Below are 23,614 nucleotides of genomic sequence, written 5' to 3'. Positions count from 1 at the left end.
CGGACACCGTACAATGGTGTCCAACGAAGAAAGACGCTCGGACGCAATCGACCGAGCTTGCTTTTGAAATCCATTCGACCATACGTCCAATAAAGAAGAGACCAACATGAAGAAGATTGTCGTAACGGCCGTTGTCACCGCTCTTTGCATGGCGGGTGCCGCCGAAGCCGCGAAGCGCAAGGCCCCGAAGCGTGCCATTTCGACGCCCGCGTACAAGAGCCAGACCGCCAAGCCCGTCGCTCCGGTGCAGGCTCCCGCCGCGAAGGCCCCCGCCGCTGCTCCTGCTGCGGCTGCCGCTCCCGCCGCTCCTGTCGCTCCCACGGCCGCCAATGCCGGCAGCGCCCCGGTGCCGGGGGTCTCCGCCCTCAACCGTCCGGCCGCCCCCGCCGCGAACGCGGCTGCTCCCGCTCAGGCGCCCGTCGCCGCGAATGCGGCTCCCGGTGCCGCCGCTCCTGCGGCCGCTCCCGCCGCCAACGCCGCGCCCGCCCAGCCCTCCATGGCCGCGGGGCTCGTAAGCAACATCGCGGGCGCCGCCATCGGTGTCGTCGCTGGTAACGCGATCAGCAACGCGCTTTCGGGCGACGAAGAAAAGGCCGTGACGGAAGACGGTCAGCCGGCTCAGGTTGCTCCCGCCGCCGCCCCCGCCTCCGAAGCGGCTCCTGCGGCTCAGCCTGCCGCTCCCGCTGCTCAGCCCGCCGTCGCGCAGTAATCGGCTTCGGGCTCAAGCGAAAAGCTCCTGCGAGCCCGTCGGCCCTCGTCGGGCCGTCGGACAACCGCCGACGCCCGACAGGGGCACGGCGAAAGCACGACGCAAGTACAAAAAAGCTCCGAGGATCCGACAATCCCGGAGCTTTTTGCTTTCGGCCTTTTTGGGTACGGGGCTTCGATGAAGACGCTCCTCCGCGCTCGGATTCGATCGAAGCGCCGCCGAAGAGCCGCCCGAAGAAAGTTTCGACGAACAAAAAGGGCGCTCTCGACGAGCGCCCCTTGGAGTCGTTCGGCCTGCGGTCCGATTCCGCAAAGCGAATCGGATCAACCGCAACCGATCGCATGTCTCACATGCGTTCGATGCGCGTTTCGCCGTGCATCATCCAGTCGTGCCGCTTCAAGCGGTAGAGGACGTGACGGGCGAGTCGATGGTCGGGCGGCAGAGCGGGGTGCAGGAAGTCGTCCGCCGGGTTGTGCGTCATCGAGAGGTTGTTCATGAGGCGAATCGAGCGACGGTTCGTCGTAGCCGTAAAGGCGACGACTTCGTCGATGCGCTGCGTGAAGACGCCTTCGAGGATTTCGTCCGAAACGCTCACGGGCAACGGCAAACCCGTCAGGACGGCGGGTTCGCGTTCGGAAAGGACGGCCGTGAGCGCGGCGCGGGCCGCTTCGCGGGCGTAGCCCTGGCTCCAGTGGCGGCGCTCGAGTCGCCAGACGATTTCCACGTCGTCGGGTCGGAAGGAGGGGCGGTTGAAGCCCATGATCCCGGCAAAGTCCGCAACGCCCGGGAGTTCCAAAACCCAAAGGCCGAAGCCGTTGCGTTCGTGAGCCTCGTAGGAGGCAAGCGCCAGGCGGTCGCTTTCCTCGGCGGTCAGCACCGAAGGAAATTCGGCCATGACGTCGGGGTCGGCGTTGAGCGCGCGGAAAGGAACGAGGTCCGAAGTGCGCCACGTGCGCAAAACCACGCGGGGGGTGCGAAGAAGCTGACGGGAATTAGCGGGGAGAGTGTGTGTAGCCGGCATTGTCGTAGGTCCATGTCGAACCTGAAAGCCTACACGATGCGGCGAAATCCTGCTCGGTTCCCGAGGCGAGAAATGTTGTAAATCGACAACACTCGGGCCCTTCGGAGAGGTAAAAACCCTTAAAAATCACAAGCCAAGGTGCTTCAAAATTTTTTGAAGCATTTTTTCGGAAATGCGACGCATTTTCGCAATGCTCCCCGTCTTTCGCGCTTCGGCCCCCGCGTTTCCTCCCCGTCGACGTTTCTCCGATCGCGAGGTCGACCGTTTTCGAAGTTTTCTTTGCGCTGCCGCAGCTCCCGCCCCGTTCCTCTTTGTCGTCTCTTTCACCTCCGTCGGCTCCGTCCTCCGCGTTCTCCCCGTCCTATCCGTCGCCCGAAGGAGGCAGGCGCGCTCTACGCCTTTCGAGGGACGGGAAAACCGAGAAGATGGTTTTCCTTGAGAAGGTTTTCCTGAATGGTCTGTTCGATGTCCCCGAACTAGACTCGGCTCCGATCGGCGTTGAAGATGTTCAACGTTCGAATAACCCGAAGAGAGGAGGTTCTTATGATCGAAATCCGTCCCCGTCTCACACGCGCGGCGCTTGCCTGCGCGGCCGCTCTGGCGTTCGCCGCTTCGAGTGCGGCGTTTGCCGAACTCCCGACCGTTCCCGAGTCGGTGAAGACGGCCGCAACGACCATCGCGGCGGACGCGCCGATGAAGGCGATGCTCGAAGAGTTGACGAGCCCCGAAGCGCAGGAATGGCGCTTCGATACGCTTCTTGAGCTTGCCCGCATCGCTTCGCCCTCGCGCTCCGAAATGCGTCGCCAGACGGAAATCACGAAGCGTCTCGTCGAAGAGTGGGGCTTTGCGCCCGAAGACATCATGACGACGCCCGAAGGCGTCATCCGAGGCGCCGGCCTTCAGACGGTGGACGGTCTTCCCGTCTACAACGTGTGCGTTCGCATTCCGGGGACCTACGGGGCCCGACCCGACGCGCAAAGCTACAAGGGGCAGTTCCCGAAGGTGCTCCTCGAAGGTCACATCGACACGGTGAATCCCGCGGTGCTTCCGCCCGCCGAGACCCCCTACGAGCCCGTGAAACTTCAGCTCGCGACCGATCCCGTCGTTGCAACGCGTGATGAACTCAAGAACCTTCCCGACGAAATTCATTTCGACAAGGCGGGGAAGATCATCAAGGACGAAAATTACAAGCGCGCCTATAAACGCTATGCGGACTTCGAAGCCGCGAAAAAGGCGGGAGCCGTGCGCCTTTACGTTCCGGGCTACAACGACGCGATGATCAACACGGTCGCGGTTCTGCAGGCCGCGAAACTTATGAAGAAGTACGGGATCAAGCCCGTCTACGACATCTGGGTCTGCGGCACCGCGGGCGAAGAAGGGAAGGGGAACCTCTGCGGGATGAAGCAGCTCTACGGCTACTCGCAGGATACGGGCAAAGGCAACAACGCGCTCAACTTCGTCGCGAACTTCGGTGCCGACTCGACGAGCCCGGGCGACGCGACTCTGAACTACCTCGGGAGCTACCGCTTTGAGGTGAAGTACACCGAACCCGCGGGCTTCAAGGCGGGCGACGCGCCGCGTCCGTCGGCCTTGCTTGCCGCCAACCGCGCGATCGCGAAGATTGCGGATCTGAAGACCGCTTGGGACACGGACAAGAAGGCCGAAAAGACCACCTACACGGTGGGGGTCGTCACGTGCGACGAACCTGCGAACCCGGGCGAACGGAGCACGACGTGCAGCTTCATGGTCGATATGCGAAGCCCCACGCAGGCTCCCTTGAGCGCCATCCGCGCGAAGATCGAACCCGCCTTCAAGGCGGGTGTTGACGAAGAAAACGCCGCTCACAAGGTGAAGGCGGACGATGCGAACGCCGTCAAGATGGAAGTCGTCTGGTTCGGCGATCGCCCGGCTTATCAGCGTCCGAACTACGAAGACATTGCGGTTGCGGCCTGGTGGCAGTCGAACCTCACGGTAGGGACCGACATCACGAAGGATATTCCGACCGAAGCCGCGAGCCTCAACGACAACGTGCCCGCAGCGCTCGGCGTGCCCACCGTCAACATGAACGTCGGAACGAACGCGGGCGGTGGCGGCGGCCACACGTGGTACGAATGGGGTATTCCGGGTGACGGCGTTGCGGAAGGCAAGCGCATCTTCCGCTTCGTCCTCTCGGGCCTCATCGCCTCGGGCTACAACACCGCGGACGGCAAGGTCGTCGAACCGGGCGCAGCCCCGATCGGTCCGCGCACCACGGAAGAAATGTACAAGTAAGGAGAGAAGACCATGCGTATGTTCACGATTACCTTGAAGCGCACCGTCGCTCTTCTTGCCTTCGTCGCTGCCGGTGCCGCCACCGCCGCCACGGCCACCTGGACCGTCACCTTCGAAGGCCCGGGCGGGCACTCGAACGGCAACTACGGCAACGTCAACGCCGTGCACGCCGGGGCGCGCGCCGTGATGGAACTCACCCGCACGGCGCCCGACGCGGTGATCGCGGGGATGAAGGGAGGCAACTCCGTCAACTCCATCGCGAGCGACTGCACCTTCACCGTTACCGCCACGGGTGACGACAAGGCGATCGCCGCCGCGAAGCAGGCGGTCGATGCGGCCGTTCAAAACGCGGTCAAGGCCGAAAACGACTTCCGCGGGGTCAAGGCGGGCGACACCGTGCGCGGCGCGCCCGCGGAAATCCGCGCGACGGTGAAGTGAGGTCTTGTCGGATCGCTGCAGTCATTGTACGATCCGACAAGTACCAATAGCGGCACCGACAAAGGCGCCCCGAAGCCGAACGGTTTTTCCCCTTACATTCGCGTTTCGGGGCGTCTTTGTACACGCTTCCCTATCTTCGGGTTTTTTCGTATTGGCCGATCCTATCGACAACGTGCCTCTCGGCAGGTTTCTCCTCGGAAAGTTACAAAATCATTTCGAAAAAATGTCGAAAAAATGTCAGACGCGCACGGGCGCGTCCCAGAGGGCGAAAAAGTATGCGAATATTTCCGCCGACGCAACTCTCTTGTATTCGCCCCGTATATTGGGCGTTTGAGTCATGTTCGTCGCTTTGTAGGAAGTCGGTTTTCTTCTTCTATCCTCACTGGACGTCCGTCGGAAACCTCCGTCCGATGCCGCGGGTGTTTTGGCTCTCCCGCTTGACACCCGCGCAGGGACGTTCCGTGAGGAAACCGGAAACTTTGACCTGTTGTGCCCGCGAACCCGCCGAAAGGTTCGCGGGCATTTTTTTCGGGAATTTTCGGGGGCGGCTTCGAGCGGCAGGTTGCGGCCGACGTCGAGCGGCTTGACTGACCCGGGGCGGTTCCCGGTGCGCTTTCTCGGGGGCCGTCGAAGGTCCCGTGCGGCGGGGCGCCTGCGAGGACCGTGTCCGCAGCGACGCTTGCGCTTTTATAAACTCAAACCCACATTGAGTTAATAAAAATCTCTAATGCAAACTGAAAGTGGTCTTTAGTTTGCATAAACGGGTCTCTCTCCCACCGCTGCGAACACCCAACCTGGTAGAAACCCCAGTGCCGGAAAATTTGCCTTTCCGTGCTACGCGTGGCACCATGGACGGGCTTATCACAAGCCCGGTTGGTTTTGCGCTCCGGAACTCAGGTACAAAAAAGCGCGCTTTTTTCTACTGTGGGTTCCCCGTTCGTTTCGACGACGCGCAGAACCTTCCTCAACGAGCCCCGAGGGCGACGCCCTCGGGAACCGTATGGTTTTTTCCGGGACGTTCGTCCCGGGGCATTTTTTTGTCCTCTTTTTTCAGAAGGAAAACGAAATGTCCATTGAAAAAACCTCGGTTTACACCGATTTCACGGTTCCGGCCGCCCAATTCGGGAGTCATCTCTCCGACCTCAACGGCTGCCGGGCTTACCGCATGTCGAACCAATGCGCCGTCGAGGCCGAGGCCTCCCGCCGCATTCCTCGCCGCGATTCCACCCATCGGTTCAATCGTCAGTTCTTCATCTCGGCCTCCGCCTGGTGGAACTTCGCGACCAACGAACCGCTCTACATCAGCGGTCCGGCGGGCGCGGGCAAAACCAGCTCCGTTCTGCAATGGTGCGCCGTTGTCGGTCAACCCGTCATCAGCGTCACCGTGCGTCCCGGGATGGAAAAAGACGAACTCCTCGGTCGTTGGGTTGCCAACGACCGCGGCGGCATGGACTGGGTCGACGGTCCCGCCACGCTCTGCTGGCGTCACGGGTGGCTTCTCCTCATCAACGAATTCTCCGCGGCTCCTGCAGAAATGTGGGTCTCCGCGAACGACATTCTGGAGGGGGCGCCGCTTGAGATCGACTCGACGGGCGAACGCGTGGAACGTCATCCGCTCACGCGCGTTGTCGTCACCGACAACACCCGCGGGCACGCCTCGGAGCACGAAGCGGGCTACTTCGGCCGATCGGTCATGGACCTGTCGGTCATCGACCGCTTCTGGCACATCCGTCTCGAAGGCCTCACGGTCGGCGAGGAGGCGCTCCTACTCTGGAAGCGCGTTCCCGACGACCTGCGCGCGCGTCTTCCCGAAAAGGAAGCGTTGAGCGTATTGACGGCGCTCGCCGACATTGCCGCCGCTTCGAGAAAGGCCGCCGCGCAAAAAACGGTGGGATTCGACAACCGCAACCACCCGCTCTCTCATCGTGCGCTCGAACGCATGACGACCGTGCTTTTGCGCTATGCCGCAGGAGACATCGTCCTCGATCGAGAATCGCAGCTGATCGAGTGGGTGGTGGAATTGGGGATCGCCAACGCACTCGATGCCGTACCGCGAACCGCCCTCGTGACGCTCGTCGGAACGCGCCTCGGACAGCTCGCAGAGACTCTGAAGCGCGAATCGGCTCGGTTGCAAAAGAGCGCGCCCGGGGCTTCGCCCCGAAGTGCTTCCGCTTCGACGAGCGCGTCGAATGACGCGTCTCCCGAAGGCGCAAACCCCGCTCCCCGCTCCGGAACGCTCTTTTGATTCTTCTTCGGAGGAATTCGAAGGGCGCAACAGGGTAGGGGCATAGGGGGCTCTTGCGGGCTCGGTTGCAACTTCTCCCGGGGACTTCGGTCCTCGGGGGGCGGTTGCGGCCGGGTTCGGCGACTTCCCGATCGCGGCGCCGCGCACCGCACTTTCTATCCCGCACTTTCAACCCGCGCGATTTACGCGCATTTTCACAAACGAGCATCGCCGAAGGGGCGCACGCCGTGCGTCGCCGCCTTCGGGGGGCTCGTGCGCGCGCGGGTCCCTGCGGTCGGTGCGAAGGCACTTGGCAAATGACACATTCGACACATGCGAACGACGCGACGTCGACCGCTCCGGCGGTCGGCATCGGTCGAAAAAACGAAACCGACAAACCCAACTCAACCGAAACCCAAGCCCAAGTTCAAAGCCCGACGAAGAGCGCGAAAGCGAAAGCTCCGTCGACACCTCCGGCTCCCGAAGCACCTCCCAAGGCACCTCCCACGGCTGCTCGCGACGCCGCAACGCGCCGGAGCACCGAGCTCGCTCGCCGGCACGCCGCTCGACTTTCCGAGCGCGTCGCCGCCGAACGCTCGTACGCCGAGGGAATCCTTCGTCATCCGAAGGTCCCGGTTCAAGTGCCGCTCATCACCCGCAACGACCTCTCGCTCGGAGAGGCCCGTTACGAGCAGGAAAAGCGCTTGAAGGCGCTCGACCGACGCGATGCCCGAAAGCGTGCCGCGAAGGAGAGCGCCGAGCGGGAAGCCGCCGAGCGCGCGGAAGCGATGCGACACCTCGGGGTGCCGGAAGCGGTCGCCCTTGCGGCGACTTCTCCGGAAATCCCGGCCGCTTCGTCGCTTTTGCCTTCGGCTGCGTCATCTTTGCCGCTCCTTTCTCCCGCGACGTCACCCGTCGACGCCCGCGTCCGACGATCGCCCGACACGGTCGATCCCGACCAAGGCGTCGACGCCTTCACACGCGAGATGGAAGAAGCGTTTCCCGCCTTGCGGGCGGCTCGCCTCGAAGCGAACCGTCTGGCGGCGGACTATTCGAAGATGTCGCTTGTCGAGAAGCGCTGGGAGAAGGGCCGAATGCTCCTCGAAGAGGTGAAGAAAGCCCAAAAGGCGCTCGCGCGCCTTATGGTGATTGCGGACATCTTCAAGGAGATTCGTCCGATGCTTCACGCAAAGCTCCTTGCAGGCGACGCGACCGTTGCCCAAGGCATGGCGCGCGTCGGTCTGCGGGTCCTTTGCCGCAACGACGGGATCGAGATCCGTTTCGACGGGGCGACTCCCTGCACGAACGGGCAGGTGATTCAACTCGGTCGAATCGACTTCTCGAACCCTCTCGGGGTGATCTACGCGTGGGGCTCCGGCATCCACGAGCGAAACCACGTGCTCTACTCGGACTTTCGGGCCGTTCGCGATTTGAAGGGCTTCATGCTCTTTCTCACGAACGTCTTCGAAGACATCCGCGTCGACGCACTCGGGGATCGGGACCTTGCGGGCTATCGGATCTGGCGCAACGCCCTCTATCGGGTGCTCTCGACGGACGCGTCGGCGGGGTTCCTGCGAGCCGAAGGTCTCAACACCCCCGCGCTCGTCGCGGCGGGTTGGCTCTGGGCGCTTCTTACGGAAACCGTGTTGGAATTCAAACTTCCGACGCGGCTTCGCGAGAAGACCGCCCTGCGCGCGGAGGAACTCTTCGGGGCGGACTTCCGTAAGAGCACGGAATCGTTCGTGCTCGGACGGTTTCCGCTCGAAGACACCTATGCCGCACGAGAGCTCGCTTTCGACGTTCTCGAGTCGTTCGAAAGCGAAACGTCGACTCAGGCGGTCTCGCTCCGTTCTCAGGGCCTTATCGACGACTCGGACGTCGAAGCAATCGATCTCATGATCGAAAACTTCAACGCCCGTGCGAAATCGAAGGACTCGGACGATTCGGACTCCGGCCGAGGTCGGGGTTCGGGTCGCGGACGAGGCGGACGAGACGGACGAGGCGGTCGGGGAGCTTCCCGATCGGGCCGCTCGAAGAAGGATTCCTTCGACGACGCGGACTCGGCCGATCAGCCGGCCCTCTTTGCTCCCGACGGTTCCGTCTCGGGTGCGGCCGCTCCGGAAGGGGCGGACTCGCCCGAGGCGAAGCTCGAAAGGCTGCGGGCCCTGCGAACGGTCGCGCGCGAAAGCGAGCGATCGGACGACTTCTCCGATCCGATCGCCTCCGCTCTTCGGAACCTTGTGGGTGAAGTGACCTACGCGATTCCGGAAGCGGAGTACGTTTCGCAGGCGCAACAGCTCGCCATGGGCTTGGAAGCGGGACGGCTTTTTATCGAAGCCTACCGCTCCCGCGGCTACGTTCCCGAACGGGACGCCTACGCGGCTTGGGAAAAGCACGCCGGGCACGATTCGAACGCTCTCGAAGCGCGGATCGCGTTCCAGGTGACCGAAGAGCTTCGCACGAAGACCTTCGGCTTCGGCGCCGCGCTTCTCGACGACATCCGCCGGCCCGTCACCCAACCCGTTCGGAAGGGGACGAGCGGGAGGACGTTGCTCGAGGACGCGACGATTCGCCTTCGCACCGGAAACTCTCGGGTTTTCAAAGTGCGGGGGAAGGCGCCGGGCTTTTCCGTCGCGCTTCAGATCGCGGTCGACCTCTCGGGGTCGGTCTCCGCGGAAACGGGTGCGATTCTGAAGTGCGCGGCCTATCGTCTTGAAGAAGTCTTCAAGACGACGCGGGGCCTTGCGGCGCGAACCGCCGTCTTTCCCTCGAGGACGCGCATGGGCGTGATCGCGGTCTCCGACTGGGACACGCCCGCCGACGACACGTACGTGCGCATCGCTCCGATTCCGGGGCGAGGGCCCACGCCCGTGCAGGAGGCGGCCTTCTGGGGTCTCGAAGGTCTTTCGGGACGCCGCGAAGAACGTCGGATCCTTTTCGTCCTCTCGGACGGAAAGTTTCCGGAAAAGCAGCTCCAAGGCTACGCGGACGAACTTCGGATGAGCGGGATCGAACTCGGGCTTCTCCTTGTGGGGCGCCCGGAAGGTGTCGAGCAGCCGGCCGACGTCATGTCGGGCGACCACATCTACGGGTTCCCGACGGTGTTCGTCGACCGCGTGGAATCGATCCCCAAGGGCGTGCGTTTTCTCGTAAGGCGTACGCTCGACGGGACGCGAGGCCGCGGGTGCTGAGGCTCTTTCGGGCTTCGTTCGATTCGTCTCCGGTTCGTTTTTTCGAAACGTCGCTTTCGCTTCCCGTCGGAAGCGTCGCCCGTCTCGGGGGCTTGCCCCCGAGGCCCGGCCTCGCGGTTTTCGATCCCCTTTTACGGGAACGAATCGGGGAGCACCGTGCGAGCTCGAAGGACGTGCGGTCGGGGAGAAACATGCTTTCCGCCGCCGCCCTTCGTCTTGGGGCCGCAAAGCCTCGTCGCGCGCGCATTTCGACTTTGACTGCGGATACCGACTTCGAGGAAAGTTCCGACCGTTTCCGGGGTTCGGACGGGAAAACCGATTTCGGGGCTTCGTGCCTCGATCGGACTCCCGTTCGGCTCCGACGGTCGGGCTTTCCGCGAGGCGGCCATCTTCTTTTTCTTCAACGCTTCATCGATCTTTCGTCGAGCCCCGCGGCGGGCCTTCGACGAATCGTTCGGAAGGCGGGAGCGGCGGCGCCGCTTTTGCCGCCGGTGCTGCTTGTACCGCTTGTGCCTCTTGTGCCTCTTGTGCCGCTTGTGCCGGCCGATGCCCCGCGCCCTTCTTCCCAACGACTTCAACTGCCGGCGACGATTGCCGCGCTTGCAGTTCCTTTCCGTCGCTTTCTTTTTCGCCCGTTCATTCCTTCGCCCGGGGCCGTCCGCCTCGGGCCTTTCTTCGAGCTTCTCTGCGACTTTTTTTCCGACTTTTTCTTCGAGTTTCTCTTCGGGCATCGCCCCGGAAAGGCCGATCCCCCCATACGACGCGACGCCGCCCGTCGAGCTTCGGACGGCGAATCGTCGGTCGTCAGCTTCGGGGCGGGGTCGCCGATCCGTCCGTGCCGCACGCCTCCCATGCACGACCCCAACCATCCCGAATTTCACTCCGACCTCAGTTCCGTCTCGGACGCTTCGTCTGCGCGCGAAGTCGAGCGTTTTCTCGAACACCCCCGCATCGCTCCGAGCGCCGTCGACGAGCGCCTCAAGGTGCTCGTTCGCTCCTGGCGCGCTCGGGAGGACGAGGACGCCCCCGAGCGGGGAAGCCGCCCGCCCGAAGCACGCCCCGCCGTGGTGTCGGCATTGCTTTCCGCAATGGCGCCCGTACTCAAATTCTTTCCTTCGGTCGCCGAGGCCGCGCGGGGTGCGGAAAAAGGCCCCCGTTCGTCCCGGGGGAAGGGCGATGTGCGCGATCGCGAAGCCTTGGCAAAGCGCGAGCGCGAGGACGTAGCCGAGCGCGCCGCCAAGGCGCGGCTTCGTCGAGCGATTCCCGCCTGGACCTGGGACGAAGCGCACCGCCCGATTTTGGCACCCGCAGCCCCCGAGCGGATTCTTGCGTTGAACGAGGGCGTCTTGCGACGTCTTTCGACGGCGGTCGGGGACGAAGCGCTTTTTTACGCGCACGTCTGGCCCCTCGTCGTACGGTGGGCCGAAGCGGCGCAACTTCTCCCTCGAAGTCCGTCGGGTCCCTTTTCGGAAGAGGGCGGGCTCTTTCGCTCGGGGCTTGAAACCGCGGTGCGGTCGGTGGAACACTTCAACGCGATGCTGCCGAGAACGGACCTGGAGCCCAAAGCCCGACGTCTTTACACCGTCAAGATGACGGTTGCGGCCTGTGCGGCGGGGCTCTTTTACGACGCGGGCGTTTTCGAGTCGCTTCGAATCGAAGCGATTCCCGAAGCGGATGCAAAGAGGGCGGGGTCGCCGGCGGCCGATCCCTTTGCTTTTCCGACGCGGCGCGTGGTGTTCGAGCCCATGGCCGAGACCCTCTGCGACTTCGCGAAGCGCCATGCGGGGTTCGTCCTGGAGCTCGTGTGGACGAAGTCCGTCCTCGAAGAGCGCGCGCGGCGCGAAGCGGTGTTGGCGCTCAAAATCCGCGAGGACGATTCGGGCGCGAGCGAAGAGGAAAAGGACGCCGAAGAGGGCCGTCCGGGATTCGGAAATTCGTCCGACGATTCGGAGCCCTCCGCTCTTTCGGACGCCGATTGGGCGGCCTTTGCCGCGCGCAACCGGCCGTCCCCGCGGGCGGACGCGTTTTACGGGAGGTCGTTCGTGTTGCATCTTCTCCCGACGCTCCTTCCGAGCGCCACGGTGCGCTGGCTCGCGCACGGCACGCGCCTACCCGGGGCGCGCGATGCGGGGGACTCCGGTTTGACGGGGAACGCCTCCGCGTGGATCGACGAAGCACCCGTCTATGCGGCCTTGCAGTGCGTGCTTCTGCGCTCTTCGGCCGCGGTTTCCGCCGGCCCCCTGGCGCGCGACGTGCGGATTCTCGTCGAAGCGGTCCTGAGGGCGCATCTCGATGTCATGAAGCGCCGCGACGCCGCGGCCGTGCGGATTTCGGGGCGCACGCAGCTCCACTACGCCTTTGCGGACCTCATTGAAAAGGCGGTCGAAGGGCTCGTGCGGGATCTCTCCTGGCGCATCAACCCGGAAGAGGCGCGGATCGGTGCGGGGGCAAACGGAAGGGACGACGCGGAAGGGGCGCACGGAGCGCACGGGGAGAACGCCGACGCCTGGGACGACCTCGACGACGTCGATCGGTTGGTCGACCGCACGAAAGAACCCTTCGTGCGGGCGCTTCTCTGGGGCTCGGACGGCCTTTACGGGAAGTTTCCCGAAACGGCGATCGATGTCATCAATTACCTGCGGGAGCATTTCGGTCTTACGGACTTGCCCGACGACATCCATCTTGTTGCCGCCGTCATGGCGGAAGCGGGGATCGTGCGTACGGCCGCGGCGGGAACGGTTCTCCACCGGGTCGAGTGCCCGGACGGGTGGGATGCGGAAGCCTTGGGATTGCCCTCGGGCATCCGCTCCTGGAATGCGCTTGCGTTTGCGCACCCCGAGGCTCTTGTGGACCTCGCGATTCAAAGCGCGCGGGGTCGCGTGGAAGTGAAGCCGATCGAAGGGCCCGTTACGAAAATCCTGCGCGACGAAGAGCGCGAGCGCGCCTTTGCCGAAGGGCGCGATCCCTCGCTCGGGCGCCCCGAGCGCCCGGAAGCGGCGGGGCGCCCGAGGCTTGTGTGGGTGGTGCGAACGGGGTCGGAAACGTCGCCCGCCGTGGCTCGCCTCGTCGCGGACGCCGTCGACGTCCTCAACGATCGACCGGATGCCGAGCGGTTCGCGACGAACCTCGGTCTTTTCATTCCCGAGTCGGCTTTCCCCGACGGGGATCTTTCCGACATCGAACCCTTGCTGCGTCTCTCGGGCCTCTTTGTCATGCGTACGAGCGCGGGGCGTGCGGTGCTCCCGGGGGCGTCGAACGGGGCGACGGGGTCCGACTCCGTCCGGAATTCCCTCAACGAGCGCAAATCCCGCGGTCCTCGGGTCGACCGCGAGGGGCTCGACGTGCTCTGGGCCGCGGATGAAATCGCGGGCGGTGCGATCTCCGCTCGAAACGCCGCGGGCGAGGGAGGAGCGAAGTTCTCCAACCCCGCGAAACCGATGAAACCGCGCACGCGCCCCTCGGCCCCGTCGGATCGCCTGGGTGTCGTCATTCCCGCCACGCGCGTTCGGATCGTCGGCCGCTGGAAAAACGGTCGCGAATCCGAAATGCCCTGGCCCGCGCCGGGGAGACGGCTCGCGGGCGAAGAGTGACCTTTGCGACGTCCGACGACTCTCCCGCTCACAAGCGTTTCCTTTCGACCAAGAACTGCCATGTTTTCCGAGCCAACTCCAACCTCCTCTCACGCGCCCGAATTCCGCGAGCGCCATCCCGTGTTGAACGCCGCTCTTCGCTGCACCGCGTTCCTTCCCCGCAGCTTCGTGCGGCGTTTCTCGGGCGCTCACCCCGAGTCGGACGCCACAACCGCTCTTGAAATCACCGAATCCGACTTTTACCGCACGGCCCCCGAAGCGGCGAGCGCCCTTTGGCTCACGGTCGGAGTCGCGTGGATCGGGTTTTTCCTGCCGCTCTGGGACGAGCCCCCGGCCTTCACCGGAACGGTCTGTGCGGCGACGGGCGCAGCGGCATTGCTTCGGTGGCGGTCGGCTTTCTCGGCCTGGAAGGCACGGGCCTCGTTGACGGGCTATTTGCCGCTCGTCTGGAGCTTGGAAGACCAGATCGCGCTCGTTCGGGGCTCATGTACCGGGAAACCGCCCGAGGGACGCGGACGGCGGGGGAAGGGCGCGGTGTCGGGTTACTTGAAAAAACGCTCGAAAGAACGCTTCCCGCAGCGCCCTCCGTTCCCTCGGTTTCTGCGACGTCCGGGGGTGTTGCATCGGGAAGAGCTTCGGCGGGGGCGCTGCCTTCGAGCGACCCCGATCCCGCTCCGGAAGCGGAGGCGATTGCCCGCGCCAAAGACCTGCACGCGGCACTGCGCGCGGCCGCGACCGGAAAAACCCCTCGGATCACGCCCTCCGAAGCCGCACGCATTCGGCATGTGGTCTACGGCTCGGGGTTCCCGTGGACGCGCAGGCACGCGATTTTGCTTCGAGGCTTGCGCGCCACCGACGAAGCCCGTTGGCATTTGCCCGAATGGAGCGATGCGTGGCTTCGGAACGAACGTCGCCGCGGGAATGAAAAGACCGCCTCGGGGCGCGTGCACGGCGTGGGCGGGGGCGAAGAGCGCCTGATCGTCCGCGAAATCGGGGAAGTGCCCGCCGGAACCGTCATTCTCGGGGGAACGCAAACGGGGAAGGGCGTCGTTCTCACGAACCTCGTTTCGCAGTCGATCTTCTGGGGCCGTACGACCGTCGTCGTCGACCCCAAATCGAGCCCCCGCATGTGGGACCTCGTGCGTGCGAGCGCCGAGGCCGTCGGAAAGGACGCGTTTCGCTTTCACCCGCTCGCAGCCGACTCGGTCGCGATCGACCTCTTGGCGGGCGCCAAACGCGCGGGTGAAATCGCGACGCGCATCGTGGACGCCACGGGCATGGAAGCGTCCGACTTTCGCAGCTACTGCCTTCTCGCCGTCTCGGTCGTGTGCGAAGCGATGATGGTGTTGGGGGAAGGTCCGACGTTGCGCTCCATCCACTACGCCGTATTCGGTGCTGGCGGGTTGGAGAGCCTCATGACGCGCCTTGCCGACCGCGTCGTCGACCCCTGGATCGAACGCTACCCGGCGGCGCGCGAGCGGCTCAAGGCTCTGATTCCGGAAGAAATCCCGGGACGCGGGGGAAAACTCGGTGCGGGATCCGCGGACACCCTCAGAAAGGTCGCCTTCTGGGAGGCGTTTCTCGGTCCCGGGGCGGTGAAGGCACCGCTTCATCTGATTGAGCCGGAAGCCGAAGCACTCGACCAAACCGATCCCGACGAAGCTCTCGCACTGCGCGGCACCGTCACGATGCTCTGGCGCGCGATGCGAGCGGAGAGGGCTGCGACCCTTGCGGGCGAACGGGGCAATCCCGCCGCCGCGCGGCTCGAAGCGGAAGAAAAGGCGATGAGCGAACTCGTTTCCGACTTCCGGCACGACGTGACGCACCGGGAAAAGACGATTTCGTCGTTGAGAAAGCCCCTTTCGCAATTGACGGAAGGCGAACTCGGGCGATTGCTCTCCCCTAGCGTCGATCGGATCGACGCCACGGTGGTGACGCTCGAGCGAATCGTACGCGGTCGGGGGATTCTCTATGCGAGCCTCGACGCCCTCAAAGACCGCGACCTCGCGGACACGGTGGGGCGACTCCTCCTCGCGGGGCTCGTAACCCTGGCGGGCGACCTCTACAACACGGCCTCGTCGGGCACGCACGCCGATCCCATCGAACTCTTCATCGACGAAGTCTCGAACGTCGCAAACCGACCGCTTCTTGAAATCGCCAACAAGGGGCTCGAAGCGGGCATGCACCTGACGATCGTCGCCCAGACCGTGAACGACCTCGGGATCGGCATGGGGAGCCGCGAAATGGCGGAGGCCGTTCTCGGGAACCTTCGAAACGTGATCGTCTGCAATACCGAAGACCGCACGACCCAGGAGTGGGTGTGCGAGCACGTCGAGCGCGTGCGCGTTCCCGTCATGACCGCGGGGAGGAGCGCCACGACCACCCGCCTCGGGGATCGGTCGGCCGCGAAAAGCACCCGCATCGACGCCGAAGAGGTGCCGCTCGTCGAACCCGCGGACCTCGGAACGCTCCCTCCGCAGGAAGCGTTCGTGATTCTGTCGGGGGCCGTGTGGAAGGTGCGCTTTCCTCAGATCCGTTCCGGGGTGCCGGCGCGCCTTGCATTGAACGCGGCCGGGGCACCCAAGCCCGCCCGCAGGTTCGGGGAACGTCTGCGCCTTGCGCTCGCACGTCTTTTGCCCCGCGCCGCGCGCGTTCGGATCGAAAACGCCGTCGCCGCCCGCGAAGCGGCGCGCTGGACGGGCGAAGCACGCACGGAAAGCGAGTGGCTCAAAGCAAACGGCTGACCGACGCCGCAGGAGAAACACACGAACAACACACAGAGGCCGAACAAAGGCCGAACAAAGGTACGCACATCAAGGACACCGCCATGCCGAATGCAGTTTCCGGATCTTCGAGCGATGCACGGCTCGACACCGTCGGGCGCCCCGGGGGATTCGTCGGGGTACTCTTTTTGCTTCTTCTCGTCGAGTTTTTCTACGTGCTTTCCGCCGTCGACTCCGCGCGGATCGATGCGATTCTGCGCGAAGAAACCCGAACGGTCGTCTACGCGCGCTACGCGGGGGACGCCCAAGGGGTCGTGCGCCTTGCGACGCGCGCTGCGGAAGCGCCCGTCGACGCGGTGCGGTTTTTCTTCACCTTTTGGGCCTCGAACTACCGCGCGAAGGGCGTAGCCCCTACGGGCGAAGGGGCGGAAAGTGCCGTGCGCGACAACGCGGCCGTGGAAAGTTTCTTCGCCCGGCACGCTCGGGACCCGTTGATCCTCGACGCGGCCGCGCTCCTGAGGCTCGCGCAAAACCGGATGGGGCAGTTCGCGGCCGCCTTCTTCTTTCTCTTTCCCCTGATTCCCGCAGCCGTCGCAGACGGGCGGGCCGCAAGGCGCCGCGCCGAAATGCGGGGGATTCCTCCGAACCCTCTGATGCACGCAAGGGCCAAATGCGCTCTCGCCCTCATCGTCGCGCTCGCGCACGGGGCGACGCTCGTTCCCGTCGTCTTCACGGATCCCTTCTTCTGGTTCTTTCCCGTGCCGGCACTCCTCACGGCGGCGGCCTTGCGGACGATCGTGCGGCATCGGTCGACGGGGCGGTGAGGCGAACGAGACGAAAAAAGAGGCGAAGAGGATGGGTCGAATCGGCCGAACGATCTGTTCGAGGGGGTCGAACAGATCGGACGAGGATTTCGTTCGCTTGCCGTGCACCGGTTCGATCGGCTGCGGGAGAGGGGACGAGGGGGAAGTGTCTTATTGGACGCTCGCGTTTCGGTGACTTTTGTCGAGGAAATTCCGCTTCTCTTTTGCGGGTTTTTTGCGAGGGTCTGCTCGGAATTTCGCTCTTTTTGCGTGGATTTTTCGCGATTTATCCTACGGCGGTCGGTTTGAATAGCCCATTCCGGCTATTTGACAAATAAATCGAAAAAAGATGTTGACAAAACCCTTAGGGAGATTGCATTATATTCCTGTCGATGGTTAGTGCTCGCTTCGCGAGTGTTTTCGAACCGACACGGAGGGTTTTCCCGCGGGCTTCGGCGATATTCCGCGAGTTTCCCGCGCACAGGGATAAACCCGGTTTTCGGGCATGAGAAACAACGAGGTTGAATCATGCAAATCTATAACATCGGTCTCAGGCGTCGGCAGCACATCATGTGCTTTGCCGTCCGCTCCTGCTTCGACTACCATCGCTACACCACCGGCAGGCTCTAAGCCTCGCGTCTTCCGTGGTTTCGATATTCGCATCGAGACCACCGTCCGTCCGTCGTGACTCGGTCTCGCCGAACTGTTGCGCCGGAAACTCCCAAGTCAAATCGAATAAAAAAGAAAAGAGCCGCAACCTCGTCAAGTTTGCTCGCTTCGGAGGTTGCAGCTCGTGTTTTCTCCTCGAGGAACAGTTGTGTTTCGCAGACACGATTGAACCTTGATTCGATTTGGCAAAACGAAGCCCGTGGTTATGGCACTCGATTGCTACACCACCGGCAGGCTCTAAGCCTCGCGTCTTCCGTGGTTTCGATATTCGCATCGAGACCACCGTCCGTCCGTCGTGACTCGGTCTCGCCGAACTGTTGCGCCGGAAACTCCCAAGTCAAATCGAATAAAAAAGAAAAGAGCCGCAACCTCGTCAAGTTTGCTCGCTTCGGAGGTTGCAGCTCGTGTTTTCTCCTCGAGGAACAGTTGTGTTTCGCAGACACGATTGAACCTTGATTCGATTTGGCAAAACGAAGCCCGTGGTTATGGCACTCGATTGCCAGGAGCAATTGTACCTCGACCGCGGGTGTTAAGCAAACGCAACCACCAAAGAGGTATTTCCATGCGTAAGCTCCACATTGCCGCCACCCCCGCAGCCGCAACGGCTTTCCGTTGCGAGCGTCCGATCGTCGACTTCGACCACGCCGATCTGACCGAGGTTTCCGCCGTCGTCCTGACGGCCGCCGAAGCCGCTCGGGGTCTCAAGAAGCTCGACGAAACGGGCTTTGGCATTCCCGTTGCCGTCGTGACCGAAGGGGAAAAGCTCCCCGACACGCTCGTCGGTCGTGCCGATACCGTCATCACCCGCAACCCGAACGACCGCGACTTCTTCGGTCGCCAGATCGACACGCTCGCCGAAGGCTACGAAAAGCGCGTCCTGCCGCCCTTCTTCGGCGCTCTCGAAGACTACGTCGGTCGCGGCTACGCCCAGTTCGACTGCCCGGGGCACCAGGGCGGGGCCTTCTTCCGCCGTCACCCCGCGGGTCGCGAATTCGCCGACTTCTTCGGTGAAAACGTCTTCCGCGCCGACCTCTGCAACGCCGACGTCGCGATGGGGGACCTCCTCATTCACGAAGGCGCTCCCTGCGCCGCGCAGCAGGCTGCGGCTAAGATCTATAATGCCGACAAGACGTACTTCGTTCTGAACGGGACCTCGTCCTCGAACAAGGTCGTCTTGAACGCGCTCCTCGCCCCGGGCGATCTGGTGCTTTTCGACCGCAACAACCACAAGTCGAATCACCACGGCGCGCTCATCATGGCGGGTGCCGTTCCGGTCTATCTCGAGACCGCCCGCAACCCCTACGGCTTCATCGGCGGGATCGACGATCACTGCTTTGAGGAAGAGTACCTCCGCGGTCTCATCCGCGAAGTGAACCCGAAGCGCGCCGACGAAAAGCGCCCCTTCCGTCTCGCCGTCATTCAGCTCGGCACCTACGACGGCACGATTTACAACGCCCGTCAGGTGGTGGACCGCATCGGTCACCTGTGCGACTACATTCTCTTTGACTCCGCCTGGGTCGGCTATGAACAGTTCATCCCGATGATGAAGGATTGCTCGCCGCTTCTCCTTGAACTCGGTCCCGACGATCCCGGCATCATCGTGACGCAGTCCGTTCACAAGCAGCAGGCGGGCTTCTCGCAGACCTCCCAAATTCACAAGAAGGACTCGCACATCAAGGGCCAGCGCCGCTACTGCCCGCACAAGCGCTTCAACAACGCCTTCATGATGCACGCCTCGACGAGCCCCTTCTACGCGCTCTTTGCGGCGCTTGACGTCAACGCCAAGATGCACGAAGGCGAATCGGGCCGTCGCCTTTGGGCCGATTGCGTGCGCGTCGGCATCGAAGCGCGCAAGCAGATCCTTCGCACCTGCAAGTACATCCTTCCCTTCATCCCGAAGGAAGTCGACGGCCGCGCCTGGGAAGAGCATCCCACGGACGTGATCGCCCGCGACCTGCGCTTCTTCGAATTCGAACCGGGCGCCTCGTGGCACAACTTCGAGGGCTACGGCAAGCATCAGTACTTCGTCGACCCGTGCAAGTTCCTCCTGACGACGCCGGGTATCCGCGCCGAAACGGGTGAATACGACGACTTCGGCGTGCCCGCGACGATTCTCGCGAACTACCTCCGTGAAAATGGGATCGTTCCCGAAAAGTGCGACTTGAATTCGATCCTCTTCCTGATGACGCCGGCGGAAGACGACGCGAAGATGGCGCATCTCGTCTCGCAGATCGCCCGCTTCGAAGCGCTCCTCGATGCGGACGCGCCGCTCGAAGAAGTGCTCCCGTCGATCTACCGCGCGAACGAAGCGCGCTATCGCGGCTACACGATCCGCATGCTGTGTCAGGAAATGCACGACTTCTACAAGTCGAACAACGTGAAGCAGCTCCAGAAAGAAATGTTCCGCCACGACCATCTCCCGAAGGCGCCGCTCCTGCCGCAGGCCGCGCACTACGAGTTCATCCGCGGGAACGCCGAACTCGTGCCCTTGGAAAAGGCCGAAGGTCGCATCGCCGTCGAAGGGGCGCTCCCCTATCCGCCGGGGGTTCTTTGCGTCGTTCCGGGCGAAGTCTGGGGTGACTCGGCTCTCCGCTACTTCCTCGCGCTCGAAGAAGGCATCAACCGGTTCCCCGGCTTCGCGCCCGAACTTCAGGGTGTGTACGTCCGCGAAGACGACGACGGTCGCAAGCGCGCCTACGGCTACGTGCTCGAACGCGAAAAGGAAGCCGAGCTTGTCGACTGAGTTCGTGTAAATGGATTCGATTGAGGCAATCCGGCGAAATCGAAATTCATAAACCCAATAGGACGCACATTGAATCTCGAATGTGCGTCCTCATTGAAATTCATTTCTTAATGAGGAGACAAAATCCATGTCTTCCAACAACAATAAAATGAGTGTGACTCAGCTCACGCTTCTTACCGCACTGAACATGATGGGCTCGGGCATTATCATGTTGCCAACCAAATTGGCGGAAGTCGGTACATTCTCAATTTTGTCCTGGTTGGTGACTGCTACGGGGTCGACGGCACTCGCTTACGCATTTGCAAAATGCGGCATGCTTTCACGTAAACAAGGTGGTATGGGCGGTTACGCCGAATATACTTTCGGAAAATCGGGTAATTTTCTTGCGAATTACACCTATGCCGTTTCGCTCGTAATTGCGAATGTCGCCATTGCGATTACGGTTGTCGGTTATCTCACGGCATTCTTTGACGTCGAGCTTTCTCCGATCGGGACTTGCCTGGCAACGATCGTCACGCTTTGGGTGTGCACGTCCCTGAATTTCAAGGGTCCGAAGATCACGGGGTACATCTCGAACTTCTCCGCCTGGGGGGCGATCATTCCGGTTGCGGGTCTCTCTATTTTCGGTTGGTTTTGGTTCAGCCCGACCCTCTACGCCGAAAGTTGGAACCCGAACAACATCCCGTTCTTCGACGCGCTGAGCGCCTCCATCTCGATGACGCTTTGGGCCTTCCTCGGTCTTGAGTCGGCCTGCGCCAACTCCGAAGCCGTCGACAATCCCGAAACGAACGTCCCGAAGGCCGTGCTCGGTGCGACGATCGGCGTGGCGGTCATCTACATCCTGTCGACGAACATCTGTGCGGGCATCGTCGGGAACGCCGAACTCGTGAAGTCGACGGCTCCGTTCGGTCTCGTCTTCGCCTCGATGTTCAACGAAACGGTCGGCAAGGTCGTGATCGGCATGATGGTCGTCTCGTGCGCCGGGTCGCTCCTTTCCTGGCAGTTCACGATCGCTCAGGTCTTCAAGTCCCTGTCGGATGCCAAGTTCTTCCCGAGCGCCTTCTCGAAGGTCACGAAGGACGACGCGCCCGTGCTCGGCATGATCATCATCACGGTGACGCAGACGTGCCTTTCGTTCCTCACGATCAGCCCGTCGCTCTACAAACAGTTCAACATGCTCGTTGACTTGGCTGTTGTTACGAACGTGATGCCGTACCTCCTCTCGATGGCCGCGGTTCCGGTGCTTCTCAAGGAAGAGAAGGTTTCCGCCGGCATGAGCACCGTCATCAAGTTCTGCGCTTTCGTCGGCACGGTTTACAGCCTCTATGCGCTCTACGCCGCGGGCTACGAAGCGATGATGTACGGGTCGCTCGCCACGTTCTTCGGCTGGGCCGTCTACGGTATGGCTGCGGAACACAACTTCATCAAGAAGGTTGCGGCCTGATGAGCCGAGAACGCTGAGGACGGCCGAAAGACCTGCGGGGGAAGGGCGTTCGAATCGACCGAGTCGATGGAGCAGAGCCCTTTCTCTCCGAGGGCTCTCTCGCCGATCTCTTACGAACGGGCTCGCCCGGGGAGACGCCCGACATTTCCGGGCGTCTGCGGGCGGGCCTCTTTTCGTTCGGCTTCGGCCGAAGTTTTTCCCGAGGGCATTGATGCGGGCGGATCCGAGCCTGACGGTTTTTCCGAACATTGTGACAAAAATCACGACGGCGCCCGCAGTTGATCTCGGTATTATTGAGCTTCTCGGTTGCGGGGGCGGGGGACCTGCGTCAGGCTCCGGCCGCGCCCGCAACGTTCGTCGGTCAAGAAGCGCCCCGGCCGCACGCACACGAGGGGCCGCGCGCGACCGCGGAAGCTCGGCCCGAAGTCCCGGGCTTCTTTCGAAACCCATTCTTAAATAGGTAGGCGGAAACAAATGAACCAACCCAAACGCATTCTTGCCGTTCACGATCTGTGCTCGTTCGGTCGGTGCTCGCTTACGGCCGCCGTTCCCGTTCTTTCGGCCATGGGTCACCAGGCGTGTCCCTTCCCGACGGCGGTTTTCTCCAACAACTTCACGTTCGGGTCCTTCGTTTCGACGAACCTCACCGAACACATGCCGGGGATTCTCGACCAGTGGGTTCGCCTCGGCTTCCGCTACGACGCGGTCTATAGCGGGTTCCTCGCGGACGTCGAACAGATGGAGATCGTCGAAGACTCGATCAACCGCTTGCTGCGCGAGCGCGACGGGGGCCTTGCGGTCGTCGACCCCGCGATGGGCGACGACGGGAAGCTTTATCCCATCTACACCGATGCGATGGTCGAGCGGATGCGCCGCCTTGCGAGCAAGGCCGACATCATCACGCCCAACTACACGGAAGCGTGCTTCCTTCTCGACAAACCCTACGACGCGGGTCTTCCCGAAGCGGGCGCCGTCGAAGCGATGTCGCGCGAACTCGCGAAGCTCGGCTCCCCGAACGTCGTTATTACGAGCATTCCCGCGGACGGGAACCGTATCAAGGTCTCGTCCTACGAGGCTGCCACGAACCGCTTCATGGAATTCGAAACGCCGCGTTTGCCCTTCTCGACCTGCGGCACGGGCGACATCTTCACGAGCGTCGTGACGGGTGCGGTCCTTTGCGGCCGGTCGCTCGAAACGGCGGTCTCCGACGCGATGCACTTCCTCTCGCACATCATTCAGTACACGATCGACGTCGGTACCGACCCGCGCGAAGGCGTGCTCGTGGAACCGTGCCTCGACGAACTTATGCGGCTGCGCTCCGGAACGAACTGATCCTATTGAAAAATAAGTAGTTTTACGGAATTTATGGACGCGGCAAGGTGTTAACGTTGTCGTAACGAAAACGAAAGCTCTCAACGAGGTACACCCCGTTCTGAGGCCGTGACACCGTACAAGGGTGTTCAAACTTCGTGAAGCCGTAGGGCGCCAATCCAAAATCTTGTCAGACACGGGAGACAAGTGAGGGTTGGCGTTTTCGTTTGTCACTCCGCGAAGAGACGACGCGGGCGGCCCGGAGAGGACCGTCGGTTAGCGGTCCGCAGAATGAAAGAATCGAAAACGCCCCCGATGCAAGCCGCGCCGGGGGCGTTTGTTCAGGTTGCGTCGTTTTCTGCGTCGCGCGGCGAGCCCCTCGTCATAAAAACGCGCGGTGCTAACATGCGTCTCGTCCGTACAATCCTCTTTCTTTTGAGGGCGCCCCTCAAGGAACACCTTCTTCAACCAACAAGG

12 protein-coding genes are annotated in these 23,614 nt (G+C 62.8%); 11 read left to right on the top strand and 1 reads right to left on the bottom strand.

Annotated elements, in window-relative coordinates:
- The first annotated feature begins 106 nt into the window (after nucleotides 1-106).
- Entirely contained in the window at nucleotides 107-709 is a 603-nt protein-coding gene (locus tag S6FBBBH3_RS07020) for a hypothetical protein (protein ID WP_120177068.1), read from the top strand.
- A gap of 346 nt (nucleotides 710-1,055) precedes the next feature.
- Here S6FBBBH3_RS07020 and S6FBBBH3_RS07015 read toward each other — a convergent pair whose 3' ends face one another.
- Nucleotides 1,056-1,730, bottom strand: coding sequence for a GNAT family N-acetyltransferase (locus tag S6FBBBH3_RS07015; protein ID WP_120177067.1), 675 nt, complete (start codon nucleotides 1,728-1,730; stop codon nucleotides 1,056-1,058).
- 543 nt (nucleotides 1,731-2,273) lie between these two features.
- On the opposite strand from S6FBBBH3_RS07015, the gene S6FBBBH3_RS07010 reads away from it, so the two are divergent.
- From S6FBBBH3_RS07010 to S6FBBBH3_RS06965, 10 genes are all read left to right on the top strand, one after another.
- Entirely contained in the window at nucleotides 2,274-4,001 is a 1,728-nt protein-coding gene (locus tag S6FBBBH3_RS07010) for a zinc-binding metallopeptidase family protein (RefSeq protein ID WP_170143863.1), read from the top strand.
- Nucleotides 4,002-4,013: 12 nt separating this feature from the next.
- Nucleotides 4,014-4,439, top strand: a complete 426-nt coding sequence (locus tag S6FBBBH3_RS07005; RefSeq protein WP_232008754.1) for a peptidase dimerization domain-containing protein — start codon at nucleotides 4,014-4,016, stop codon at nucleotides 4,437-4,439.
- A 1,066-nt stretch (nucleotides 4,440-5,505) separates the two neighbouring features.
- Nucleotides 5,506-6,684: an AAA family ATPase gene (locus tag S6FBBBH3_RS07000; protein WP_170143862.1), complete on the top strand. Its 1,179-nt coding sequence runs from the start codon at nucleotides 5,506-5,508 to the stop codon at nucleotides 6,682-6,684.
- A gap of 620 nt (nucleotides 6,685-7,304) precedes the next feature.
- Nucleotides 7,305-9,854: a vWA domain-containing protein gene (locus S6FBBBH3_RS06995; RefSeq protein ID WP_123957662.1), complete on the top strand. Its 2,550-nt coding sequence runs from the start codon at nucleotides 7,305-7,307 to the stop codon at nucleotides 9,852-9,854.
- An 851-nt stretch (nucleotides 9,855-10,705) separates the two neighbouring features.
- A complete protein-coding gene (locus tag S6FBBBH3_RS06990) occupies nucleotides 10,706-13,444 on the top strand; it encodes a TraI domain-containing protein (RefSeq protein WP_170143861.1) in 2,739 nt (912 codons plus the stop codon).
- 293 nt (nucleotides 13,445-13,737) lie between these two features.
- The gene (locus tag S6FBBBH3_RS06985) at nucleotides 13,738-16,188 is read left to right on the top strand and encodes a TraM recognition domain-containing protein (RefSeq protein ID WP_123957660.1); all 2,451 of its coding nucleotides are present in this window, start codon (nucleotides 13,738-13,740) and stop codon (nucleotides 16,186-16,188) included.
- Between the two features lie 83 nt (nucleotides 16,189-16,271).
- Nucleotides 16,272-16,991, top strand: coding sequence for a hypothetical protein (locus S6FBBBH3_RS06980; RefSeq protein ID WP_120177062.1), 720 nt, complete (start codon nucleotides 16,272-16,274; stop codon nucleotides 16,989-16,991).
- A gap of 1,210 nt (nucleotides 16,992-18,201) precedes the next feature.
- Entirely contained in the window at nucleotides 18,202-20,382 is a 2,181-nt protein-coding gene (gene speF, locus S6FBBBH3_RS06975) for an ornithine decarboxylase SpeF (protein ID WP_120177061.1), read from the top strand.
- A 127-nt stretch (nucleotides 20,383-20,509) separates the two neighbouring features.
- Nucleotides 20,510-21,826 carry a putrescine-ornithine antiporter gene (potE, locus tag S6FBBBH3_RS06970; RefSeq protein WP_120177060.1) on the top strand — a complete coding sequence of 439 codons (1,317 nt, stop codon included), beginning with the start codon at nucleotides 20,510-20,512 and terminating at the stop codon, nucleotides 21,824-21,826.
- A gap of 474 nt (nucleotides 21,827-22,300) precedes the next feature.
- The gene (locus tag S6FBBBH3_RS06965; RefSeq protein ID WP_120177059.1) at nucleotides 22,301-23,158 is read left to right on the top strand and encodes a pyridoxamine kinase; all 858 of its coding nucleotides are present in this window, start codon (nucleotides 22,301-22,303) and stop codon (nucleotides 23,156-23,158) included.
- The last annotated feature ends 456 nt before the right edge of the window (nucleotides 23,159-23,614 follow it).

This window comes from Sutterella megalosphaeroides, from assembly GCF_003609995.1.
GTDB lineage: Bacteria > Pseudomonadota > Gammaproteobacteria > Burkholderiales > Burkholderiaceae_F > Sutterella > Sutterella megalosphaeroides.
This window is presented reverse-complemented; position numbering and strand designations above follow the sequence as displayed.